The organism is Streptomyces sp. NPDC057137 (assembly GCF_042670825.1).
Taxonomy (GTDB): Bacteria; Actinomycetota; Actinomycetes; order Streptomycetales; family Streptomycetaceae; genus Streptomyces.
The window spans coordinates 22,589-39,234 of sequence record NZ_JBHUUW010000070.1 but is presented as its reverse complement, the minus strand read 5'-3'; the positions used below and the strand labels follow the sequence as shown (position 1 = coordinate 39,234).

Below are 16,646 nucleotides of genomic sequence, written 5' to 3'. Positions count from 1 at the left end.
GCGCGCGGCGCGAGACGATGCCCGCTCACCGAGCACGCGCCGGCATCGGATCGTGTCCGGTGTCAGAGAGCGTCCGGGCCGCGTTCCCCCGTACGTACGCGGACCGCCGTGTCCACCGGCACGCTCCACACCTTGCCATCACCGATCTTGCCTGTCCTGGCGGCCTTCACGACGACCTCGATGAGCTCATCGGCGTCGCCGTCCTCGACCAGCACCTCGATGCGGATCTTCGGTACCAGGTCGACGGTGTACTCCGCGCCCCGGTAGACCTCGGTGTGGCCGCGCTGCCGGCCGTAGCCGCTAGCTTCCGTGACCGTCAGGCCCTGGACGCCGAAGGCCTGGAGGGCCTCCTTGATCTCGTCCAGTCGGTGTGGCTTGACGACTGCGGTGATGAGCTTCATACGTCCACCTTCTTGTTCTGCGCCGCGGCGGCGAAGTCCTTGTCCGGAGCGGTCACACTGCTTCGGCCCGAGGGCGAGCCTCCCACCGCGCTGAAGTCGTAGGCGGATTCCGCGTGGAATGCCATGTCCACACCGCTGGTCTCGTCGTCCTCGGAGGCCCGGAAGCCGATGGTGACGTCGACGATCTTGGCCAGGATCCAGGAGACCACGAAGGAGTACGCCATCACCGAGAAGGCGCCGATCGCCTGCTTGCCGAGCTGCGAGGCCCCGCCGATGCCGTCGATGGCGAGGACTCCGACGAGCAGGGTGCCGATGACGCCGCCGACGAGGTGGACGCCGACCACGTCGAGCGAGTCGTCGTAGCCCAGCTTGTACTTGAGGCTGACGGCCCACGAGCAGGCCGCTCCGGCGACGACGCCGATGAGCAGCGCGCCGAACGGGTTGACGTGCGCGCCGGACGGGGTGATCGCCACGAGACCGGCGATGGCTCCTGAGGCCGCGCCGAGGGTGGTGAACGCGCCGTGCCTGATGCGCTCGTAGATCAGCCAGCCGAGCATGGCCGCGCCGGTGGCGATCTGCGTGTTGAAGGCCATGACGGCGGCCGTGCCGTTGGCGGCGAGGGCGGAGCCGGCGTTGAAGCCGAACCAGCCGAACCACAGCAGCGCGGCGCCGAGTACCACCAGCGGCAGGTTGTGCGGCCGCATCGGGTCCTTCTTGAAGCCGATGCGCTTGCCGACGACAAGCACCGCGGCGAGTGCCCCGATACCGGCGTTGATGTGGACCGCCGTACCACCGGCGAAGTCGATCACTTCCAGCTTGAAGAGCCAGCCGTCTGCCTGCCACACCCAGTGCGCGACCGGGAAGTAGACGACGGTGACCCAGAGGGCGATGAACAGCGCCCAGGCGGTGAACTTGACGCGGTCGGCGAGTGCGCCGCTCATCAGCGCCGGAGTCAGGACGGCGAACATCAGCTGGAAGAGGGCGAAGGCGTACACGGGGATTCCCTCGGTGCCGCCCGTGAGCGTCTCGGCGTTGATGCCCTTCAGACCGATGTGGTCGAAGTTGCCGAGCAGTCCTCCACCGATGTCGTCACCGAACGTGAGCGAGTACCCGTAGAGCACCCACAGCACACTGACGATGCCGAGCGAGATGAAGGACATGATGAGCATGTTCAGGGCGCTCTTCACCCGGACCATGCCGCCGTAGAAGAAGGCCAGGCCGGGCGTCATCAACATGACGAGCGCGGCACTGATCAATACGAATGCGGTATCTGCGCCATTCAAGGCCGGCGTCTCCTCGTGGGTGGGAAATACGGCCCGTGCGGATGCTCTTACTTCAGTGGGCCGACTAGTGGTGAGGAGATTGACGTGGGGTGATTTCGGTCGATGCCGCCCGATGTTTCGCGCCAGTGACGAAGTCGTCCGGCGTGTTACGCCTGGATGAACTGCCGTGTCGCGCGGTGCGGTGATGGCAGAATCCGGCCGCGACACCCGCCCCGGTGACCTGGCGTGGGGAAGCCGTGTCGGGTTGTACGGGGCGAATGCCGCGGCCGGAAGCTCAGGGGTTGCAACGCGGACCCACGGGCGCCCCACGGGCCGCTCAGACCGCTTCCGCGGCCTCTGGGATCTCCTCCGTGAGCTGCTCGGTGAGCTGGCTGATCTCGGAGACGTCCCCGAAGTCCCTGGTGGCCGTCGTCACCGTCTTGCGCAGGCGCGTGTTGACGCGCTCGGAGCGCACCTTCTTGGCAATGCCCAGCGCCTCCTTGATCAGCGGCGTGGAGCGCTCGGGCTCCCTCTTCAGGAGGTGGACGGTGGCCATCCCGACGAGGTTCAGCGCGTACGACCGCTGATGCTCCTCGTCCTTCTCGAAAAGCTCGACGGCGCGCGTCATGACGGGCTCGGCGAGCGAGGCGTACGTCGGGCTGCGCCCGGCCACGTAGGCCAGGTCTCTGTAGGAGTGCGCGTTCTCGCCGTTGAGCTCCGCCTCGGAGAAGAACCGGATCCAGTCGGGCTCCGGCTCGCCGTCGTCCCCCGCGTCGGCGAAGGTGTTCTCCGCCATCCGCACCGCCCGCTTGCACTTGCCGGGCTGCCCCATGTTGGCGTAGGCCCGCGCCTCCATCGCGTACAGCATCGACTGCGTACGCGCCGTGGCGCAGCCCCTGCCGCCGTACTGGGCGAGGTGGATGAGCTCCAAGGCGTCGTCGGGGCGGCCGACATGGATCATCTGACGGCTCATGGAGGAGAGGATGTACGACCCGAGGGCCTTGTCCCCCGCCTCCTTGGCGGCGTGCAGGGCCAGGACGAAGTACTTCTGGGCGTTGGGCTGGAGGCCCACGTCGTAGCTCATCCAGCCGGCCAGCTCGGACAGTTCGGCCGCGCACCGGAACAGGCGCCGCGCGGTGACGTCGGACTGCGGCTCCTGGAGCAGGTCCGTCACCTCGTGCAACTGGCCCACGACGGCCTTGCGTCGCAGGCCGCCGCCGCACTGCGCGTCCCACTGACGGAACATCACCGTGGTCGACTCCAGGAGGTCCAGCTCCGGCATGGAGAGCTTGGAGGGGCGGCGCGCGGCGGCGGCCGCGCCCTCCTGGTCGGCCGGCGAGGTGGGCACCAGCCAGCGCTGCATCGGCTCGATGAGGGCGGGTCCGGCGGCGAGCGCGAGCGACGTCCCCAGGAAGCCGCGCCGGGCGAGCATCAGGTCGCTGCGGGAGAACTCACTGATCAGGGAGATGGTCTGGGGAGCGGCCCAGGGCAGATCGACGCCGGAGACCGAGGGCGACTGGTGCGCGGAGCGCAGTCCGAGATCCTCGACCGCGACGACGGTGCCGAAGCGCTCGGAGAACAGCTCCGAGAGGATCCGCGGGATGGGCTCCCGCGGCTGCTCGCCGTCGAGCCAGCGGCGTACCCGCGAGGTGTCGGTGCTGATGTGGTGCGCGCCCATCTGGCGGGCCCTGCGGTTCACTTGGCGCGCGAGTTCGCCCTTGGACCAGCCGCTGCGCCTGAACCACGAGCTCAACTGCTCGTTCGGGCGCTTGCCGGTAGCCGTACCGTCTGCGCCACTGCCGCCCACTGGAATGCCCCCATCCGCTGAAGCCCTGTCGCGCGAACTTCTACCAGAATGCCGTCAGTTACGGTCGTCTGTCCGGAGATTGCGCTCCTTCGAACAGGAAACCGAGTTGCCCGCGGCATAACCACGAACGTGTGACTTCCCACCGTTCGCGTACTCAAAGTAATCCTACGATCACCCCTCCGGCGAGGGCCGTTCCGTAAACGCCACCATTCGCCACCCCTTCGAATGAACTCGCCTGCGGCCAGGCGCGATTCACTTGACAGGCGACGATCAGGAACAGGTGGAGCGTTGCACGCGGGGGCGCACGGACTCGGTCGCACCACCCCGAGCGTCACCTCGCGCCGCCGATACGGGGCCGATGCGAGGCCAATTCGGAGCCGAGTGAAGGCCGGAGCAAGACCGAAGGAATGGGATACCGACGGAGGGTCACAAGGAGACTCCGCATCGTAACTACCCGCGAGTTCGACCCGTTGGAGGGGGCATGGGCTTCACGATCGGCGGAATCCGGGAGATGCGGTCCGGTTCACGGCGCCGCGGCCGCACCACCGAGTGCACGACGGTGGCCGAGTACACGGGCCTCTGGGGCTGGGACGTCGTCCCCGGCGCACGGGCCGCGGCGGGCGGCTGCTCCTGCGGCGCCGCCGGGTGCCGCGCACCGGGTGCGCATCCGCTGGACCCGGCACGTGAAGTCCCCGCCGGCGCCACGCTGGACGATGCCGCCAGGGCCTGGTCCGAGACCCCGGGTGCGGCCGTACTGCTGCCCGTGGGGCGGACCTTCGACATCATCGACGTCGCCGAACCGGCGGGCCGTCGCGCCCTGGTGAGGCTGGAGCGGATGGGACTGCCGCTGGGCCCCGTCGCCGCCACGCCGACGGGGCGGGCGTACTTCTTCGTCGCACCGGGCGCCGCGGCCGAACTGCCCGAACTGCTCTACCGGATGGGCTGGGACGACGCCGGTCTCGATCTGCGCTGTCTGGGCGCGGGCGACCATGTCACCGCCCCGCCGTCCGATCTCGGCGGCCTCGGGCCCGTCCGCTGGCTCCGGCCGCCGGTCCTGGACACGGCGGCGGACCCGCCGCAGGCGCGACTGCTGCTCGGCACCCTGGCGTACGTCTGCCACCGCTCGCCCATCCGCGACTGAGCCCCGGCTCCCGGCCGCCGTGGCGTCGCCGGTCGCGCCCCGTCGCCTCCGTACGAAGGGCCCCGCCGCATGCGCACCACGCGGAAGGGCCCTTTTCTTCGTACGGCGCCCCGTAAAGCGCCCCGTGCGGTGCCTGGCGCCTCGTGCGGCGCGCCTCGTGCGGCGTCTCTCAGCCGTCGATCAGCGCGTCGACGAACGCCTCCGGCTCGAACGGCGCCAGGTCGTCAGGACCCTCGCCCAGCCCGATCAGCTTGACCGGCACGCCCAGCTCGCGCTGGACCGCGATCACGATGCCGCCCTTGGCCGTACCGTCCAGCTTGGTCAGCACGATGCCGGTGATGTTCACGACCTCGGCGAACACCCGCGCCTGTACGAGGCCGTTCTGCCCCGTCGTCGCGTCCAGGACCAGCAGCACCTCGTCCAGCGGACCGTGCTTCTCCACGACGCGCTTGACCTTGCCGAGCTCGTCCATCAGCCCGGTCTTGGTGTGCAGCCGCCCCGCGGTGTCGATGAGGACGACGTCGGCCCCCTCGGCGATGCCCTCCTTGACCGCGTCGAAGGCGATCGACGCCGGGTCGCCGCCCTCGGGGCCGCGCACCGTACGAGCGCCCACGCGCTCGCCCCACGTCTGGAGCTGATCGGCCGCGGCGGCGCGGAACGTGTCGGCGGCACCGAGCACGACCGACCTGCCGTCGGCCACCAGTACGCGCGCCAGCTTGCCCGTCGTCGTGGTCTTGCCGGTGCCGTTGACGCCGACGACCATCACGACACCCGGGGTGTCCAGACCGCTCTCGGTCTTCACGGCGCGGTCGAAGTCCGTACGGAGCAGCGCGAGCAGTTCCTCGCGCAGCAGCGAACGCAGTTCGTCGGGCGTACGCGTACCGAGCACCCTGACCCGCTCACGCAGCCGGTCCACCAGCTCCTGCGTGGGCGCGACACCGACGTCGGCGGTGAGCAGGGTGTCCTCGATCTCCTCCCACGTCTCCTCGTCGAGGTGCTCGCGCGACAGCAGCGTGAGCAGCCCCTTGCCGAGGGTGTTCTGCGAGCGGGCGAGCCGGGCCCGCAGTCTGATCAGACGGCCCGCGGACGGTTCCGGGACCTCGATCGCCACGGGCGGGGCGGCCACGACCGGGTCCTCGACGGCGGGCGGCGTCGCGGTCGCGTCCGCCGCGTCGGGGAGGCCCACCTCCTCGATGGTGCGGCGGGGTTCCTCCCGCGGCGGCCCCGACTCGTCGCCGACGTGCGGCTCCGCGGGCGGGGTCGTGATGGTCGGCGTGCTCGACGGTGCCGAGGGCGGCAGCTGCTTCTTCTTGCGGCTGCTGACCACGAGCCCGCTGATCACGCCGACAGCGACCAGGGCGATGACTACGGCAAGAATGACGATGTCCACCACGTCATCTTCGCAGGCGGTGGCCGGCTTCGGCCGATGGGGAGATTCCGGGCCCCGACGGGGCGGGGAATCCCCGGCACGGGGCCGGCCCGAGGCCGACCCGATGACGACCCGAGGCCAGCCCGGGGCCGGTCAGCCCATGTCCTCCAGTGCCTTGCCCTTGGTCTCGGGAATCCACTTCAGGATGAAGAAGACCGAGAGCAGGGCGAAGGCCGAATAGATCACGTACGCCCCCGACAGATCCCAGTCCGACAGGGTCGGGAAGGTGACCGTGACGGCCCAGTTGGCAATCCACTGCGCCGACGCGGCGACGCCGAGCGCGGCGGCCCGGATCCTGCCGGGGAACATCTCACCGAGCAGCACCCAGACGACGACGCCCCACGACAGCGCGAAGAAGAGCACGAACGAGTGGGCGGCGATCAGCGCCACCGTGCCCTGCGTGTTGGGGATGGAGATGTTGGTGCCGCTGCCGCTCTTGTACGAGAACGCCCAGGCGGCCAGGGCCAGCGACAGCGTCATACCGACGGAGCCGATCAGCAGGAGCGGCCGGCGGCCGATCCGGTCGACGAAGACCATCGCGATGACGGTGCCGATGATGTTGATGATCGACGTGGTGAACGAGTAGAAGAACGAGCTGGTGGGATCGATACCGACGGACTGCCACAGCGACGCGCTGTAGTAGAAGATCACGTTGATGCCGACGAGTTGCTGGAGCGCGGAGAGGCCGATGCCGATCCAGACGATCGGCAGGAAGCCCACTCTGCCGAGCAGGTCCTTGAACGTCGGCTTGTGCTCCTTATGGAGGTTGGTCTCGATCTCCCGGATCCGCGCGTCCAGATCGACGTTCTTGTCCTCGACCTCGGCGAGCACGCCCCTGGCCGCCTCGTTCCTGCCGACGGAGATCAGGAAGCGGGGCGACTCGGGGATGGCGAAGGAGAGCAGGCCGTAGAGGATCGCCGGGACGACCATGACGCCGAGCATCCACTGCCAGGCCTCCAGGCCGCCGATCCTGCCGCGCTGGTCGCCGTCGGCGATCTGGAGGATGCCGTAGTTCACCAGCTGGGAGAGGGCGATACCGAGGACGATCGCCGCCTGCTGGAACGAGGCGAGCCGGCCGCGGTACGCGGGCGGTGAGACCTCCGCGATGTACGCGGGGCCGATGACGGAGGCCATACCGATGCCGAACCCGCCGATGACCCGCCACATGGCGAGGTCCCAGAGCGCGAACGGCAGCGCCGAGCCGACGGCGCTGATGGTGAACAGCACGGACGAGATCTGCATGCAGCGGATACGGCCGATCCGGTCGGCGATCCGGCCCGCCGTCGCGGCGCCGATGGCGGAGCCGATCAGCGCGGCGGCGATCACCTGGGCCAGCGCGCCGGAGCCGATGTCGAAACGCCCCCTGATGGCCTGGACGGCGCCGTTGATGACGGAGCTGTCGTAGCCGAAGAGGAAGCCGCCCATGGCGGCCGCGGCCGTGATGAAGATGACATGGCCGAAGTGCTCCGGATAGGACTGTGGGCCGCCGGACCGCGGCGACTGCGCTGTGCTCGTCACATGGGGCTCCTGTGGCCGCCCGGAAGCTGCGCCGGGCATGGGTGGAAAGCCCCTCCAGTGGCGCACAGCTCCGCGTGGCCCACCACCTGACGGTGCCCCGTTCGGCGGAGTCGACGGAGACAGTGGCGGCAGCGGTGGCGACAGCGACAGCCGTGGCGGGCGATCAGCGCAGGCGCTGACTGATCACCTTGGAGACGCCGTCGCCCTGCATGGAGACGCCGTACAGCGCGTCGGCGACCTCCATCGTGCGCTTCTGGTGGGTGATCACGATCAGCTGGGAACTCTCCTGGAGCTCCTGCATGATCCGGATCAACCGCTGGAGGTTGGTGTCGTCCAGCGCGGCCTCGACCTCGTCCATCACGTAGAACGGGCTCGGCCTCGCCTTGAAGATCGACACCAGCAGCGCCACGGCGGTCAACGACCGCTCCCCGCCCGACAGCAGGGACAGCCGCTTGACCTTCTTGCCGGGCGGCCGGGCCTCGACGTCCACGCCGCTGGTGAGCATGTTGTCGGGATCCGTAAGGATGAGGCGTCCCTCGCCCCCGGGGAAGAGCCGAGAGAAGACGCCCTCGAACTGAAGGGCGGTGTCCCGGTACGCCTCCGTGAAGACCTGCTCGACCCGCTCGTCGACCTCCTTGACGACCTGGAGCAGATCGGTGCGGGTCTTCTTGAGGTCTTCGAGCTGCTCGGAGAGGAACTTGTGCCGCTCCTCCAGCGCCGCGAACTCCTCCAGGGCGAGCGGATTCACCTTCCCGAGTTGCTGGTACGCCCGTTCGGCCGACCGGAGCCGCTTCTCCTGCTCGCCCCGTACGTACGGCCGGGGCTGGTTACGCGGGTCCTCGGGGTCCTCCGGCAGTTCCTCGCCCTCGGCGGGCAGGGACGGCGGTACGAGCTGGTCCGGGCCGTACTCGGCGATCAGCCCGGCGGGCTCGACGCCCAGTTCCTCCAGGGCCTTCGCCTCCAACTGCTCGATCCGCATCCGCTTCTCGGCGCCCAGGACCTCGCCCCGGTGCACCGAGTCGGTGAGCTTGTCGAGTTCGTTCTTGAGATCGCGCCCCTGGTTCCGCTCCGCGACCAACTCCTGTTCGCGGCCCGCCTTCGCCGCATCGGCCGCCGTGCGTTCCTCGTCGGCGCGTACGACCGACACCTCCACGTGCGCCAGCAACTGGCGGGCGCCGGAGGCGACGGCCCCGGCGACGGCGGCCTCGTGGCGCAGCCGGGCCCGCCGCTGCTCCGCGCGGGCCCGTGCCTCGCGCTCGGCGCGGGCGCCCCGGTCGAGCGAGTCCGCGCGGCCGGCGAGTCCCTTGACGCGCTCCTCGTGGGTACGGACCTGGAGCCGCGCCTCCATCTCGGTCTGCCGGGCGTTGGCCCCGTCGGCGGCGAGCCGGTCCCGTACGGATGTGTCGGGCTCCTCCTCGGCGGGTGCCTCCTCGGCGACGAGCAGGCGCTCCGCCAGTTCCTCCGCCTCCTCGGTGGCCCGGTCCAGCGCGTCCTGGGCCTTGGCGGTGGCCGCGGAGGTCCGCTCGGCCTCGCCCGCGGCGCCCCTGGCCTGGCCGGCGAGCCGCCCCAACTGGCCGGACACGGCGGACTTCTCCCGGTCGGCGGCCCGCCGCCGCTCCCCCAACTCCTCGACGAGGGCGGCGCATTCGGTACGGCGGCCGGTCGCCCGGCGCTGCGCGTCGGCCAGTTCGTCGCACCGTACGGCGAGCTCGGCCAGCTCGGCGGCCGCCTCGTCGACGGATGCCTGCACTTCCAGCAGGCTGGGCGCCCCGGCGGAGCCGCCGTGCGCGAAATGCGCGCCCAGGAGGTCGCCCTCCGCCGTCACGGCGGTCAGTCCGGGGCGCGCGGCGACCAGTTCCTCGGCGTCCTCCAGGGTGCCGACGACGACCATGTCCTGGACGAGGCGTCGTACGGCGCCCATGAGCGTGTCGGGGCCCCGTACGAGGTCGATGACGCGGGGGACGTCCAGGTCGGTGACAGTGGCGGTGTGCACGGGGCGGGCGGGGCGCGCGGGAGCGGCCTCGTGGGCGCCGCCGCCATCCGCCACGGCGGGGACGTCGCGCGCCCCGTCCACCTGGCCGGGGACGACACCGGACGGAGCGGAGACACCGTCACCGCCGCCGTACCCCCCGGCTCCCCCCTGCCCCGGCACGCCGGCCGGCCGCGCGGGCGGTTCGCCGCCGAGCAGCAGGGAGGCCCGCCCCGCGTCCTCTTTACGGAGGAGGCGGATCGCCTCCGCCGCCGTCGTCGTGTCGGTCACCGCGATCGCGTCTGCCGCGGCACCGAGCGCCGCCGCCACCGGGACCTCGAAGCCCGGGGTGACGGTGAGCAGTTCGGCGGCGGGACCCAGCAGGCCGGAGAGACGGTCCCGCGCGCCCAGCAGCGCGCCGGTGCCGTCCTTGCGGCGCAGCCCGAGGGCGAGGGCGTCGTGGCGGGCGGAGAGGGCCGCGCGTTCGCGTTCGGCGGCCGTGGCCGCCTCTCGCGCCGCTGTCAGCGCGCCCTCAGCCTCGGCGAGCGCCCGCTTGGCCTCGTCGTGCCGCTCGCCCAGTTCGTGGTCGTCGGCGTCCAGGCCGTCGACCTCGGCCTTGAGCTGTTCGTACTCCTCCTGGGCGGCGACGGCGCGCTGCCGCGCCCCGTCCCGCGCCTCGGCGAGCCGGCCGATCTCGGCCTGCGCCGACGCGGCGCGGCTGCGGGCGGCGTTCACCTGCCCGTTCAACCGGGCGAGTCCCTCGCGCCGGTCGGCGATCGCGCGCGCCACGTCCTTGAGGCGGCGTTCCTCCGCCGCCAGGTCACGCTCCAGGTCGGAGCGGTGCGCGACGGTGTCCTCCAGGGCGCGCTCCGCCGCTTCGAGGGCGGCCTCCAGCTCGGCCTCCTGCTCACGGATGCGGGCTGCCTCGCGCTCCATGTCCTCGGGGTCCCGCCCGCGCCGTTCGTCCTCCGGTGCGGCGGTGGCACTCTTCACCCGGGCGTCGGCCAGCGAGATGGTGCCACGTACCCGCTCGGCCAGCTGGGAGAGCTCGTACCAGCTCTGCTGCGCGCGCTGCAGCCGCGGCGCCAGCCGCCGTACCTCCTCCTCCAGCTCCGCCTCGCGTGCCAGCGCGTTCCTGAGGCGGAGTTCCGCCTCCTCCTTGCGCTGCTTGAGCGCCGCCTCGTCGGCAACCTCCGTACGGAGGGCGTCTCGCAACTTCACGAGATCGTCGGCGAGCAGGCGCAGCCGGGCGTCGCGCAGATCCGCCTGGATGACCGCGGCCCGCCGCGCCACCGCGGCCTGGCGCCCCAACGGCTTGAGCTGTCGCCGCAGTTCGTCGGTCAGGTCCTGTACGCGCGCGAGGTTGGCCTGCATCGCGTCCAGCTTCCGCAGCGCCTTCTCCTTGCGCTTACGGTGCTTGAGAACGCCCGCGGCCTCTTCGATGAACGCCCTGCGCCCCATCGGATCGGCGTGCAGGACGGAATCGAGTTGTCCCTGGCCGACGATGACATGCATCTCGCGGCCGATACCGGAGTCGGAAAGCAGTTCCTGGATGTCGAGCAGCCGGCAGGTGTCGCCGTTGAGCTGGTATTCGCTGCCGCCGTTGCGGAACATGATCCGCGTAATGGTCACTTCGGCATAGTCGATGGGCAGCGCACCGTCGGAATTGTCGATGGTCAGGGAGACTTCGGCGCGCCCGAGCGGCGGCCGGCCGGTTGTCCCGGCGAAGATCACGTCCTCCATCTTGCCGCCGCGCAGCGACTTGGCCCCCTGCTCTCCCATGACCCAGGAAAGCGCGTCCACGACATTGGACTTGCCCGAGCCGTTCGGACCCACGACGCACGTGATACCGGGCTCGAACCGCAGCGTCGTGGCGGAGGCGAAGGATTTGAACCCGCGCAGGGTCATGGCCTTGAGGTGCACGCCGCCGGACTCTACCTTCCTCACATCGCCCGACGGCGGTTTCACCGCTGAATGAGCAGGGCACATCAGACGTGAGAACAACCGGTTTCAGGGGTGGGGGGAAAGAAAGAAGGGACGCCGAAGCGTCCCTTGCATGTTCTTGCGAGAGTGTTTCTCACCTGACCCCGACGGGGGCTGCTGTCAGGTGAGCGCGGGCTCCGCCTGGGGTACATCGAGGTCGATGCCGTCGAACGGCGAATCGCCATGGTGCTGTGCGGCGGCAGCGCTCAACGCGTCATTCTCGGACTGGATCCGTACAAGCTCGGATTCGAGGTCCTGGACGCGCTGCTGAAGCCGTCGCATCTCGGCGAGGAGTCGCGGGTCAGAACCGCCGACGTAACCGAGAAGCGCCTTTGCCATGATGGATGGGCCTCCACACTGAGTGACCGACCGAAGCGGTGTGGGTCTGAGGGATTTCCGCACCCGCACTGCCTGGCAGAAGTTCTTCCGCACTGTGATTCCTACTGCCAAACAGCCAAGGTGCGCGGGGATTCCAGGGTCTCACCAAAAAGTTTGACGGTCAACACGATCACAGCCCGTCATCGCCGGACGGCCCAGGGGCGCCCTTCCGCATGCGGTGCGGCGGCGCCTCTCCTGCGGCCCCGGAGGGCGTGGAGATCATTGTTAACGCGGCAGCTTGGCATGAGAGCACGCTTCTTGGCAACCATCGGTGGATTCCCGCCGGAAGCACATGCCTGAGGCATACGGGCAGGCCGGACCCCATCTCGGTCGGACGCGTCGCGGCATACTCCGACCTGTTCAAGATCGACCGCGAATGATCGGGATTCAGTCGGACCGCGTCGGGGCATCGCGCCGTCGGTCAAGGTCACCGGATGGCGAAGGTGTCGTATCCACCGCGCGGTGTGCCCCAAATCTCAGTGACTCCGTCAACACGGCCGGGCGTGTCGTCGGAACCGAGCCACTCCAGCAAACGGTGGCAATTATCACGCGGCCCTTCGGCGACGATCTGCACCCTGCCGTCGTCCAGATTCAGGGCGAAGCCCGTCAGGCCCCCGATCTCCAGAGCGTTTGCCCTGGTGAACCAGCGGAAGCCGACTCCCTGTACGCGACCGCGCACCCAGACGGTGATCCGTACATCTTCGTTCATGGGTGCAAGCTAATGGGCCAATACCGCAGTGAGCACTTCGCCCCCACCTCGGTTGGCGTACAGTCCCGTCGAAATGAGGCTCACCCGAATGGGTGAAGCGCATTGTCGTGACGAGCGGTGCGAGAGCAATCAGGCGCACCCGAGCACATCGAGGAAGGCACAGCAGATGGGACGCCATAGTCGCTCGGCCGGCGCACCCGCCGCTGAGGACCACGCGGCCGGTGCGGCGGGTCGGCACCGGGGCAGTGGCCGAGGCCGAGGCCGCAAGAAGGGCATCGCCGTTCCCGTACGTACCGGGCTGCTCGGCGCCTCCGCCGCGATGGCCATGGGCGCCGTGGCCGTGGCATCCGGTCTGCTGCCCGGTGGGGAGCAGTACACCGTCGGCGGTGGCAATCTCCCGGGCGAGCAGGTCCGCACCGCCGGCGCGCCCGAGCTCCAGCAGCAGGGCGGCTCGACCGCCGAGCCGACCGACGGGGGCGCCACGCCGTCGAGCCCCGGGACCGACCGGCGGGACGAGCCGTCGAAGTCCGCCTCGTCGACGCCGGACGAGCCGTCCGCCTCCAAGAGCCCGTCGAAGCCGGCGAAGACGCCGGAGAGCGATCCCACGCGGAGCCGGAGCGAGGAGACGACCACCAAGCCGTCCAGCAGCTCGCCGGCCCCCGAGAAGACCAGGGACCGCGTCACGCCGCCGGCGCAGACGCCGCCCGCGCCCACCGCCGCCCCGTCCACCGCCGAGGCCGAGGTCCTCGCGCTGGTCAACGAGGAGCGGGCGAAGGCGGGCTGTCAGCCGCTGCGCGCCGACAAGGCGCTGAACGGTCTCGCCGAGGCGTTCAGCAAGGACATGGCGGACCGCGGCTTCTTCGACCACACCGACCCGGACGGCGACACCCCCTGGGACCGCGCCGAGCAGGCGGGCGTCACGAATCTGGGCGGCGAGAACATCGCCCGGGGCCAGGCCGACGCCCAGGCGGTGATGGCCTCCTGGATGGCCAGCGAGGGCCACCGCGAGAACATTCTGAACTGCGACTACAAGACCATCGGCATCGGCGCCCACTTCGCCGAGGGCGGCCCGTGGTGGACGCAGGACTTCGGCTTCTGATCCACCGCCGACCACCCGCTCCCGCGCTCCGGGCCCGCGACAGCACCACGTCGCGGGCCCTGCCCGTGCCACAGGCGCGGGTACGGGGCGGCGTTACGGTGCGACGCGGGGCGGGCGTTGGCAGTGCGGGCAGAAGTAGCTCGACCGGTTCATCCAGGGACGGCGGCGGATCGGGGTGCCGCAGCGGCGGCACGGTTCGCCCTCGCGGCCGTACGCGTCGAGTGAACGGTCGAAGTAGCCCGATTCGCCGTTCACGTTGACGTAGAGGCTGTCGAAGCTGGTGCCGCCGACCGCGAGCGCGGCGTTCATCACGTCCCGTACGTGGCCGAGGAGTTCGACCGAGCGAGGACGGGGCAGCGAGGCCGTCGGCCGTTCGTAGTGGAGCTTGGCGCGCCACAGCGCCTCGTCCGCGTAGATGTTGCCGACACCGCTGATGAGGGACTGGTCGAGCAGCGCGCGCTTGATCGTCGTACGGCGCAGCCGCAGCGCGGCGTGGAAGGCGGCGTCGTCGAACGCCGGGTCGAGCGGGTCGCGCGCGATGTGGGCGATGACGTCGGGCAGTCCGTCGGGGGTGTTCTCGTGCAGCGAGAGTCCGCCGAAGGTGCGCTGGTCGACGAAGCGGAGCTCGGTGCCGAGGTCGTCGTCGAACCGGATACGGATCCGCAGGTGCTTCTCGTCCGGGGCGGATTCCGGCTGTACGAGGAGCTGGCCGCTCATCCCGAGGTGCCCGAGGATCGAGGCGTCCGTGTCGGCGAGCGGCAGCCAGAGGTACTTGCCGCGGCGGCGGGCGACGCCGACACGGTGCCCCTTGAGGCGTGCGGCGAAGTCCTCACCGCCGGCGAGGTGGCGCCGTACGGCGCGGGGGTGCAGCACCTGAGTCTCGGCCACCGTCCGTCCCGCGACCCAGCGTTCGAGTCCGCGCCGTACGACTTCGACCTCGGGCAGCTCGGGCACGGTGCTCCTTCAGGGGGCGACAGGGACGACGGGCCGACCGGCTTCGGGCCAACTGGCCGAAGACGGGGCGGGAGTTGGGGCAGGAGTTGGGGCGCGGGTCAGGGGACGAGCTGCGCCCCTCGTGCCGTATCGACACAAGGGGCGCACCGGGAAGGGAACCGAACAGCTCGGCTCAGGACTTGGCCGCGTCGGCGGACTCCGAAGCCGGCGCCGAAGAGGTGTCGGCGACCTCTTCAACTTCGACCGCGGCCTCAGCCTCAACCGCGGCCTCGACCTCGACCTCGGCGTGAGCCTCGGAGGCGGGGTCGGATTCGGAGGCGACCACGGCTTTCGCCGCCGCCACCCTTTCGTCCGCGTCCGCACGGATGGACCGCCACGCGGTCTCCGCCGCCTGCTGTTCCGCTTCCTTCTTGCTGCGGCCGGTGCCGGTGCCGTACGAGACACCACCGACGCGGGCGGCAGCAGTGAAGGTCTTCTCGTGATCCGGGCCGGTCTCCGTGACGAGATACTCGGGTACGCCGAGACTCTCCGCCGCGGTCAGTTCCTGCAGACTGGTCTTCCAGTCCAGACCGGCACCGAGGTTGGAGGACTTCTCGATGAGCGGGTCGAAGAGCCGGTGTACCAGCTCGGACGCCGCGTCGAGGCCCTGATCGAGATAGACCGCGCCGATCACCGCTTCAAGGGTGTCGGCGAGGATGGACGCCTTGTCCCGGCCTCCCGTGCCCTCTTCACCACGGCCGAGCCGGATGAAGGAGCCGAGTTCGAGGCCGCGCCCCACTTGCGCCAGCGCACGCGAATTGACCACCGCGGCCCGCAACTTGGCCAGTTGGCCTTCGGGCAGGTCGGGGTGAATGCGGTACAGCGTGTCGGTGACCACCAGTCCGAGCACCGAATCCCCGAGGAATTCGAGCCGTTCGTTGGTGGGCAGACCGCCGTTCTCGTACGCGAACGAGCGATGGGTCAGCGCACGCACCAGAAGGGCGGACTCCAGCTGATAGCCGAGCCGCCCTTCCAGAAGCGTGTGGGACGAGGCTGTGCTGACGTTGTCTGCCTTCTTGGCACTGGACAGTTCAGACATCGAGCCTCTCACCAGCCGCTCAGACCTCGAGGACCTGGCGCTTGTTGTAGGTGCCGCAGCTCGGGCACGCGATGTGCTGGAGCTTCGGCTCCTGGCAACGCTCACACGAAACCAGGGTGGGGACCGCAGCCTTCCACTGCGACCGGCGGTGGCGCGTGTTGCTGCGCGACATCTTCCGCTTCGGAACAGCCACGGCTACTTCTCCTGCTTCTCGTCGGCGCCGACGTCGGCGCCGCCCATGTTGTCCTTCTCGCCGTCCTTGATGGTTTCGGCGAGTCCTTGCAGTGACGCCCACCGGATGTCGACGGCGTCGTGGTGATGGTCCGGGTTCTCGTCCAACCTGATTCCGCATTCGGAACACAGGCCGGCGCAGGTCTCCCGGCACACCGGCTGCATCGGCAGTGCGAGCACCACCGCATCACGCAGCACAGGTTCGAGGTCGAAAAGTCCGTCCTCGATGAAGAGCCTGTCCTCGTCGTCCTCGGCGTCGTCGGCCGGTTCCGCCTGCTTGCTGCGGCCCCGGTCGTCGGCGTCAGGGTACGAGAACATCTCCTGGAAGTCCGCTGCCACGTCCTGGCGCACCGGCTCCAGACACCTTACGCACTCCCCCTCGGCGGTCGCACGGGCGGTGCCCGTGACGAGCGCACCCTCCATGACCGACTCCAGGCGGATCCTGAGCTCCATCGGGGCGCCTTCCGGCACTCCGACGACTCCGTCGATGCCGAAGTCCTTGGGCGCCGCCGCGGAGCGGGTCAGCCGCTTGAGCGCACCGGGACGCCGACCCAGCTCGTGTGTGTCGAACACGAGGGGGTTGCGGTGGTCGAGGCGGGCGTTCAGGGCTGTTCCTGCTTTCGAATCGTGGAGTGGGCCACCATGTCGCGTACGAGGCGGGCGGCCGGATCGCGGACATCACGCGAC

At 70.1% G+C, this 16,646-nt stretch carries 14 protein-coding genes; 2 read left to right on the top strand and 12 right to left on the bottom strand.

The genetic code is table 11. The annotated features are described in order from the left end of the window. Positions 1-62: 62 nt before the first annotated feature. From ACFT9I_RS34310 to ACFT9I_RS34300, 3 genes are all read right to left on the bottom strand, one after another. The gene (locus ACFT9I_RS34310) at positions 63-401 is read right to left on the bottom strand and encodes a P-II family nitrogen regulator (RefSeq protein ID WP_023538375.1); all 339 of its coding nucleotides are present in this window, start codon (positions 399-401) and stop codon (positions 63-65) included. Further along, entirely contained in the window at positions 398-1,684 is a 1,287-nt protein-coding gene (locus ACFT9I_RS34305; protein ID WP_382570995.1) for an ammonium transporter, read from the bottom strand. Before ACFT9I_RS34305 ends, ACFT9I_RS34310 begins: the two co-directional genes overlap by 4 nt. A 316-nt stretch (positions 1,685-2,000) precedes the next feature. Continuing rightward, positions 2,001-3,470, bottom strand: a complete 1,470-nt coding sequence (locus ACFT9I_RS34300; RefSeq protein WP_382570994.1) for a hypothetical protein — start codon at positions 3,468-3,470, stop codon at positions 2,001-2,003. A 481-nt stretch (positions 3,471-3,951) separates the two neighbouring features. Between ACFT9I_RS34300 and ACFT9I_RS34295 the strand changes: the two genes are divergently transcribed. Next, a complete protein-coding gene (locus ACFT9I_RS34295) occupies positions 3,952-4,611 on the top strand; it encodes a bifunctional DNA primase/polymerase (protein ID WP_382570992.1) in 660 nt (219 codons plus the stop codon). Positions 4,612-4,780: 169 nt separating this feature from the next. On the opposite strand, the gene ftsY is transcribed toward ACFT9I_RS34295, so the two are convergent. The 5 genes from ftsY to ACFT9I_RS34270 all read right to left on the bottom strand — a co-directional run bounded on the left by ftsY (position 4,781) and on the right by ACFT9I_RS34270 (position 12,597). Next, positions 4,781-6,001 (bottom strand): signal recognition particle-docking protein FtsY, encoded by a 1,221-nt coding sequence (ftsY, locus tag ACFT9I_RS34290; protein ID WP_382570991.1) that lies wholly within the window; start codon positions 5,999-6,001, stop codon positions 4,781-4,783. Between the two features lie 132 nt (positions 6,002-6,133). Beyond that, positions 6,134-7,558, bottom strand: coding sequence for a sugar porter family MFS transporter (locus tag ACFT9I_RS34285; protein ID WP_382570989.1), 1,425 nt, complete (start codon positions 7,556-7,558; stop codon positions 6,134-6,136). A gap of 163 nt (positions 7,559-7,721) precedes the next feature. After that, on the bottom strand, positions 7,722-11,450 hold the full coding sequence (locus ACFT9I_RS34280) for an AAA family ATPase (protein WP_382570987.1): 3,729 nt from the start codon (positions 11,448-11,450) through the stop codon (positions 7,722-7,724). Between the two features lie 180 nt (positions 11,451-11,630). Then, entirely contained in the window at positions 11,631-11,849 is a 219-nt protein-coding gene (locus tag ACFT9I_RS34275) for a hypothetical protein (RefSeq protein ID WP_023538382.1), read from the bottom strand. 466 nt (positions 11,850-12,315) lie between these two features. Beyond that, positions 12,316-12,597, bottom strand: coding sequence for an acylphosphatase (locus tag ACFT9I_RS34270; RefSeq protein ID WP_382570986.1), 282 nt, complete (start codon positions 12,595-12,597; stop codon positions 12,316-12,318). Between the two features lie 166 nt (positions 12,598-12,763). Between ACFT9I_RS34270 and ACFT9I_RS34265 the strand changes: the two genes are divergently transcribed. Further along, complete coding sequence (locus ACFT9I_RS34265) at positions 12,764-13,696, top strand: CAP domain-containing protein (protein ID WP_382570985.1); 933 nt, start codon at positions 12,764-12,766, stop codon at positions 13,694-13,696. 93 nt (positions 13,697-13,789) lie between these two features. On the opposite strand, the gene mutM is transcribed toward ACFT9I_RS34265, so the two are convergent. The 4 genes from mutM to ACFT9I_RS34245 all read right to left on the bottom strand — a co-directional run bounded on the left by mutM (position 13,790) and on the right by ACFT9I_RS34245 (position 16,532). Next, positions 13,790-14,650: a bifunctional DNA-formamidopyrimidine glycosylase/DNA-(apurinic or apyrimidinic site) lyase gene (gene mutM, locus ACFT9I_RS34260; RefSeq protein ID WP_382570984.1), complete on the bottom strand. Its 861-nt coding sequence runs from the start codon at positions 14,648-14,650 to the stop codon at positions 13,790-13,792. A gap of 172 nt (positions 14,651-14,822) precedes the next feature. Beyond that, positions 14,823-15,728: a ribonuclease III gene (gene rnc, locus ACFT9I_RS34255; protein WP_382570983.1), complete on the bottom strand. Its 906-nt coding sequence runs from the start codon at positions 15,726-15,728 to the stop codon at positions 14,823-14,825. Positions 15,729-15,747: 19 nt separating this feature from the next. Then, positions 15,748-15,921 carry a 50S ribosomal protein L32 gene (rpmF, locus tag ACFT9I_RS34250; RefSeq protein ID WP_003965982.1) on the bottom strand — a complete coding sequence of 58 codons (174 nt, stop codon included), beginning with the start codon at positions 15,919-15,921 and terminating at the stop codon, positions 15,748-15,750. Between the two features lie 2 nt (positions 15,922-15,923). Next, on the bottom strand, positions 15,924-16,532 hold the full coding sequence (locus ACFT9I_RS34245) for a YceD family protein (protein WP_382570981.1): 609 nt from the start codon (positions 16,530-16,532) through the stop codon (positions 15,924-15,926). Positions 16,533-16,646 lie beyond the last annotated feature (114 nt).

Coding starts and splice junctions, on each gene's coding strand:
- ACFT9I_RS34310 (WP_023538375.1), bottom strand. CDS start 401: ATGAAGCTCATCACCGCAGTCGTCAAGCCACACCGACTGGACGAGATC.
- ACFT9I_RS34295 (WP_382570992.1), top strand. CDS start 3,952: ATGGGCTTCACGATCGGCGGAATCCGGGAGATGCGGTCCGGTTCACGG.
- ACFT9I_RS34275 (WP_023538382.1), bottom strand. CDS start 11,849: ATGGCAAAGGCGCTTCTCGGTTACGTCGGCGGTTCTGACCCGCGACTC.
- ACFT9I_RS34270 (WP_382570986.1), bottom strand. CDS start 12,597: ATGAACGAAGATGTACGGATCACCGTCTGGGTGCGCGGTCGCGTACAG.
- ACFT9I_RS34265 (WP_382570985.1), top strand. CDS start 12,764: ATGGGACGCCATAGTCGCTCGGCCGGCGCACCCGCCGCTGAGGACCAC.
- rnc (WP_382570983.1), bottom strand. CDS start 15,728: ATGTCTGAACTGTCCAGTGCCAAGAAGGCAGACAACGTCAGCACAGCC.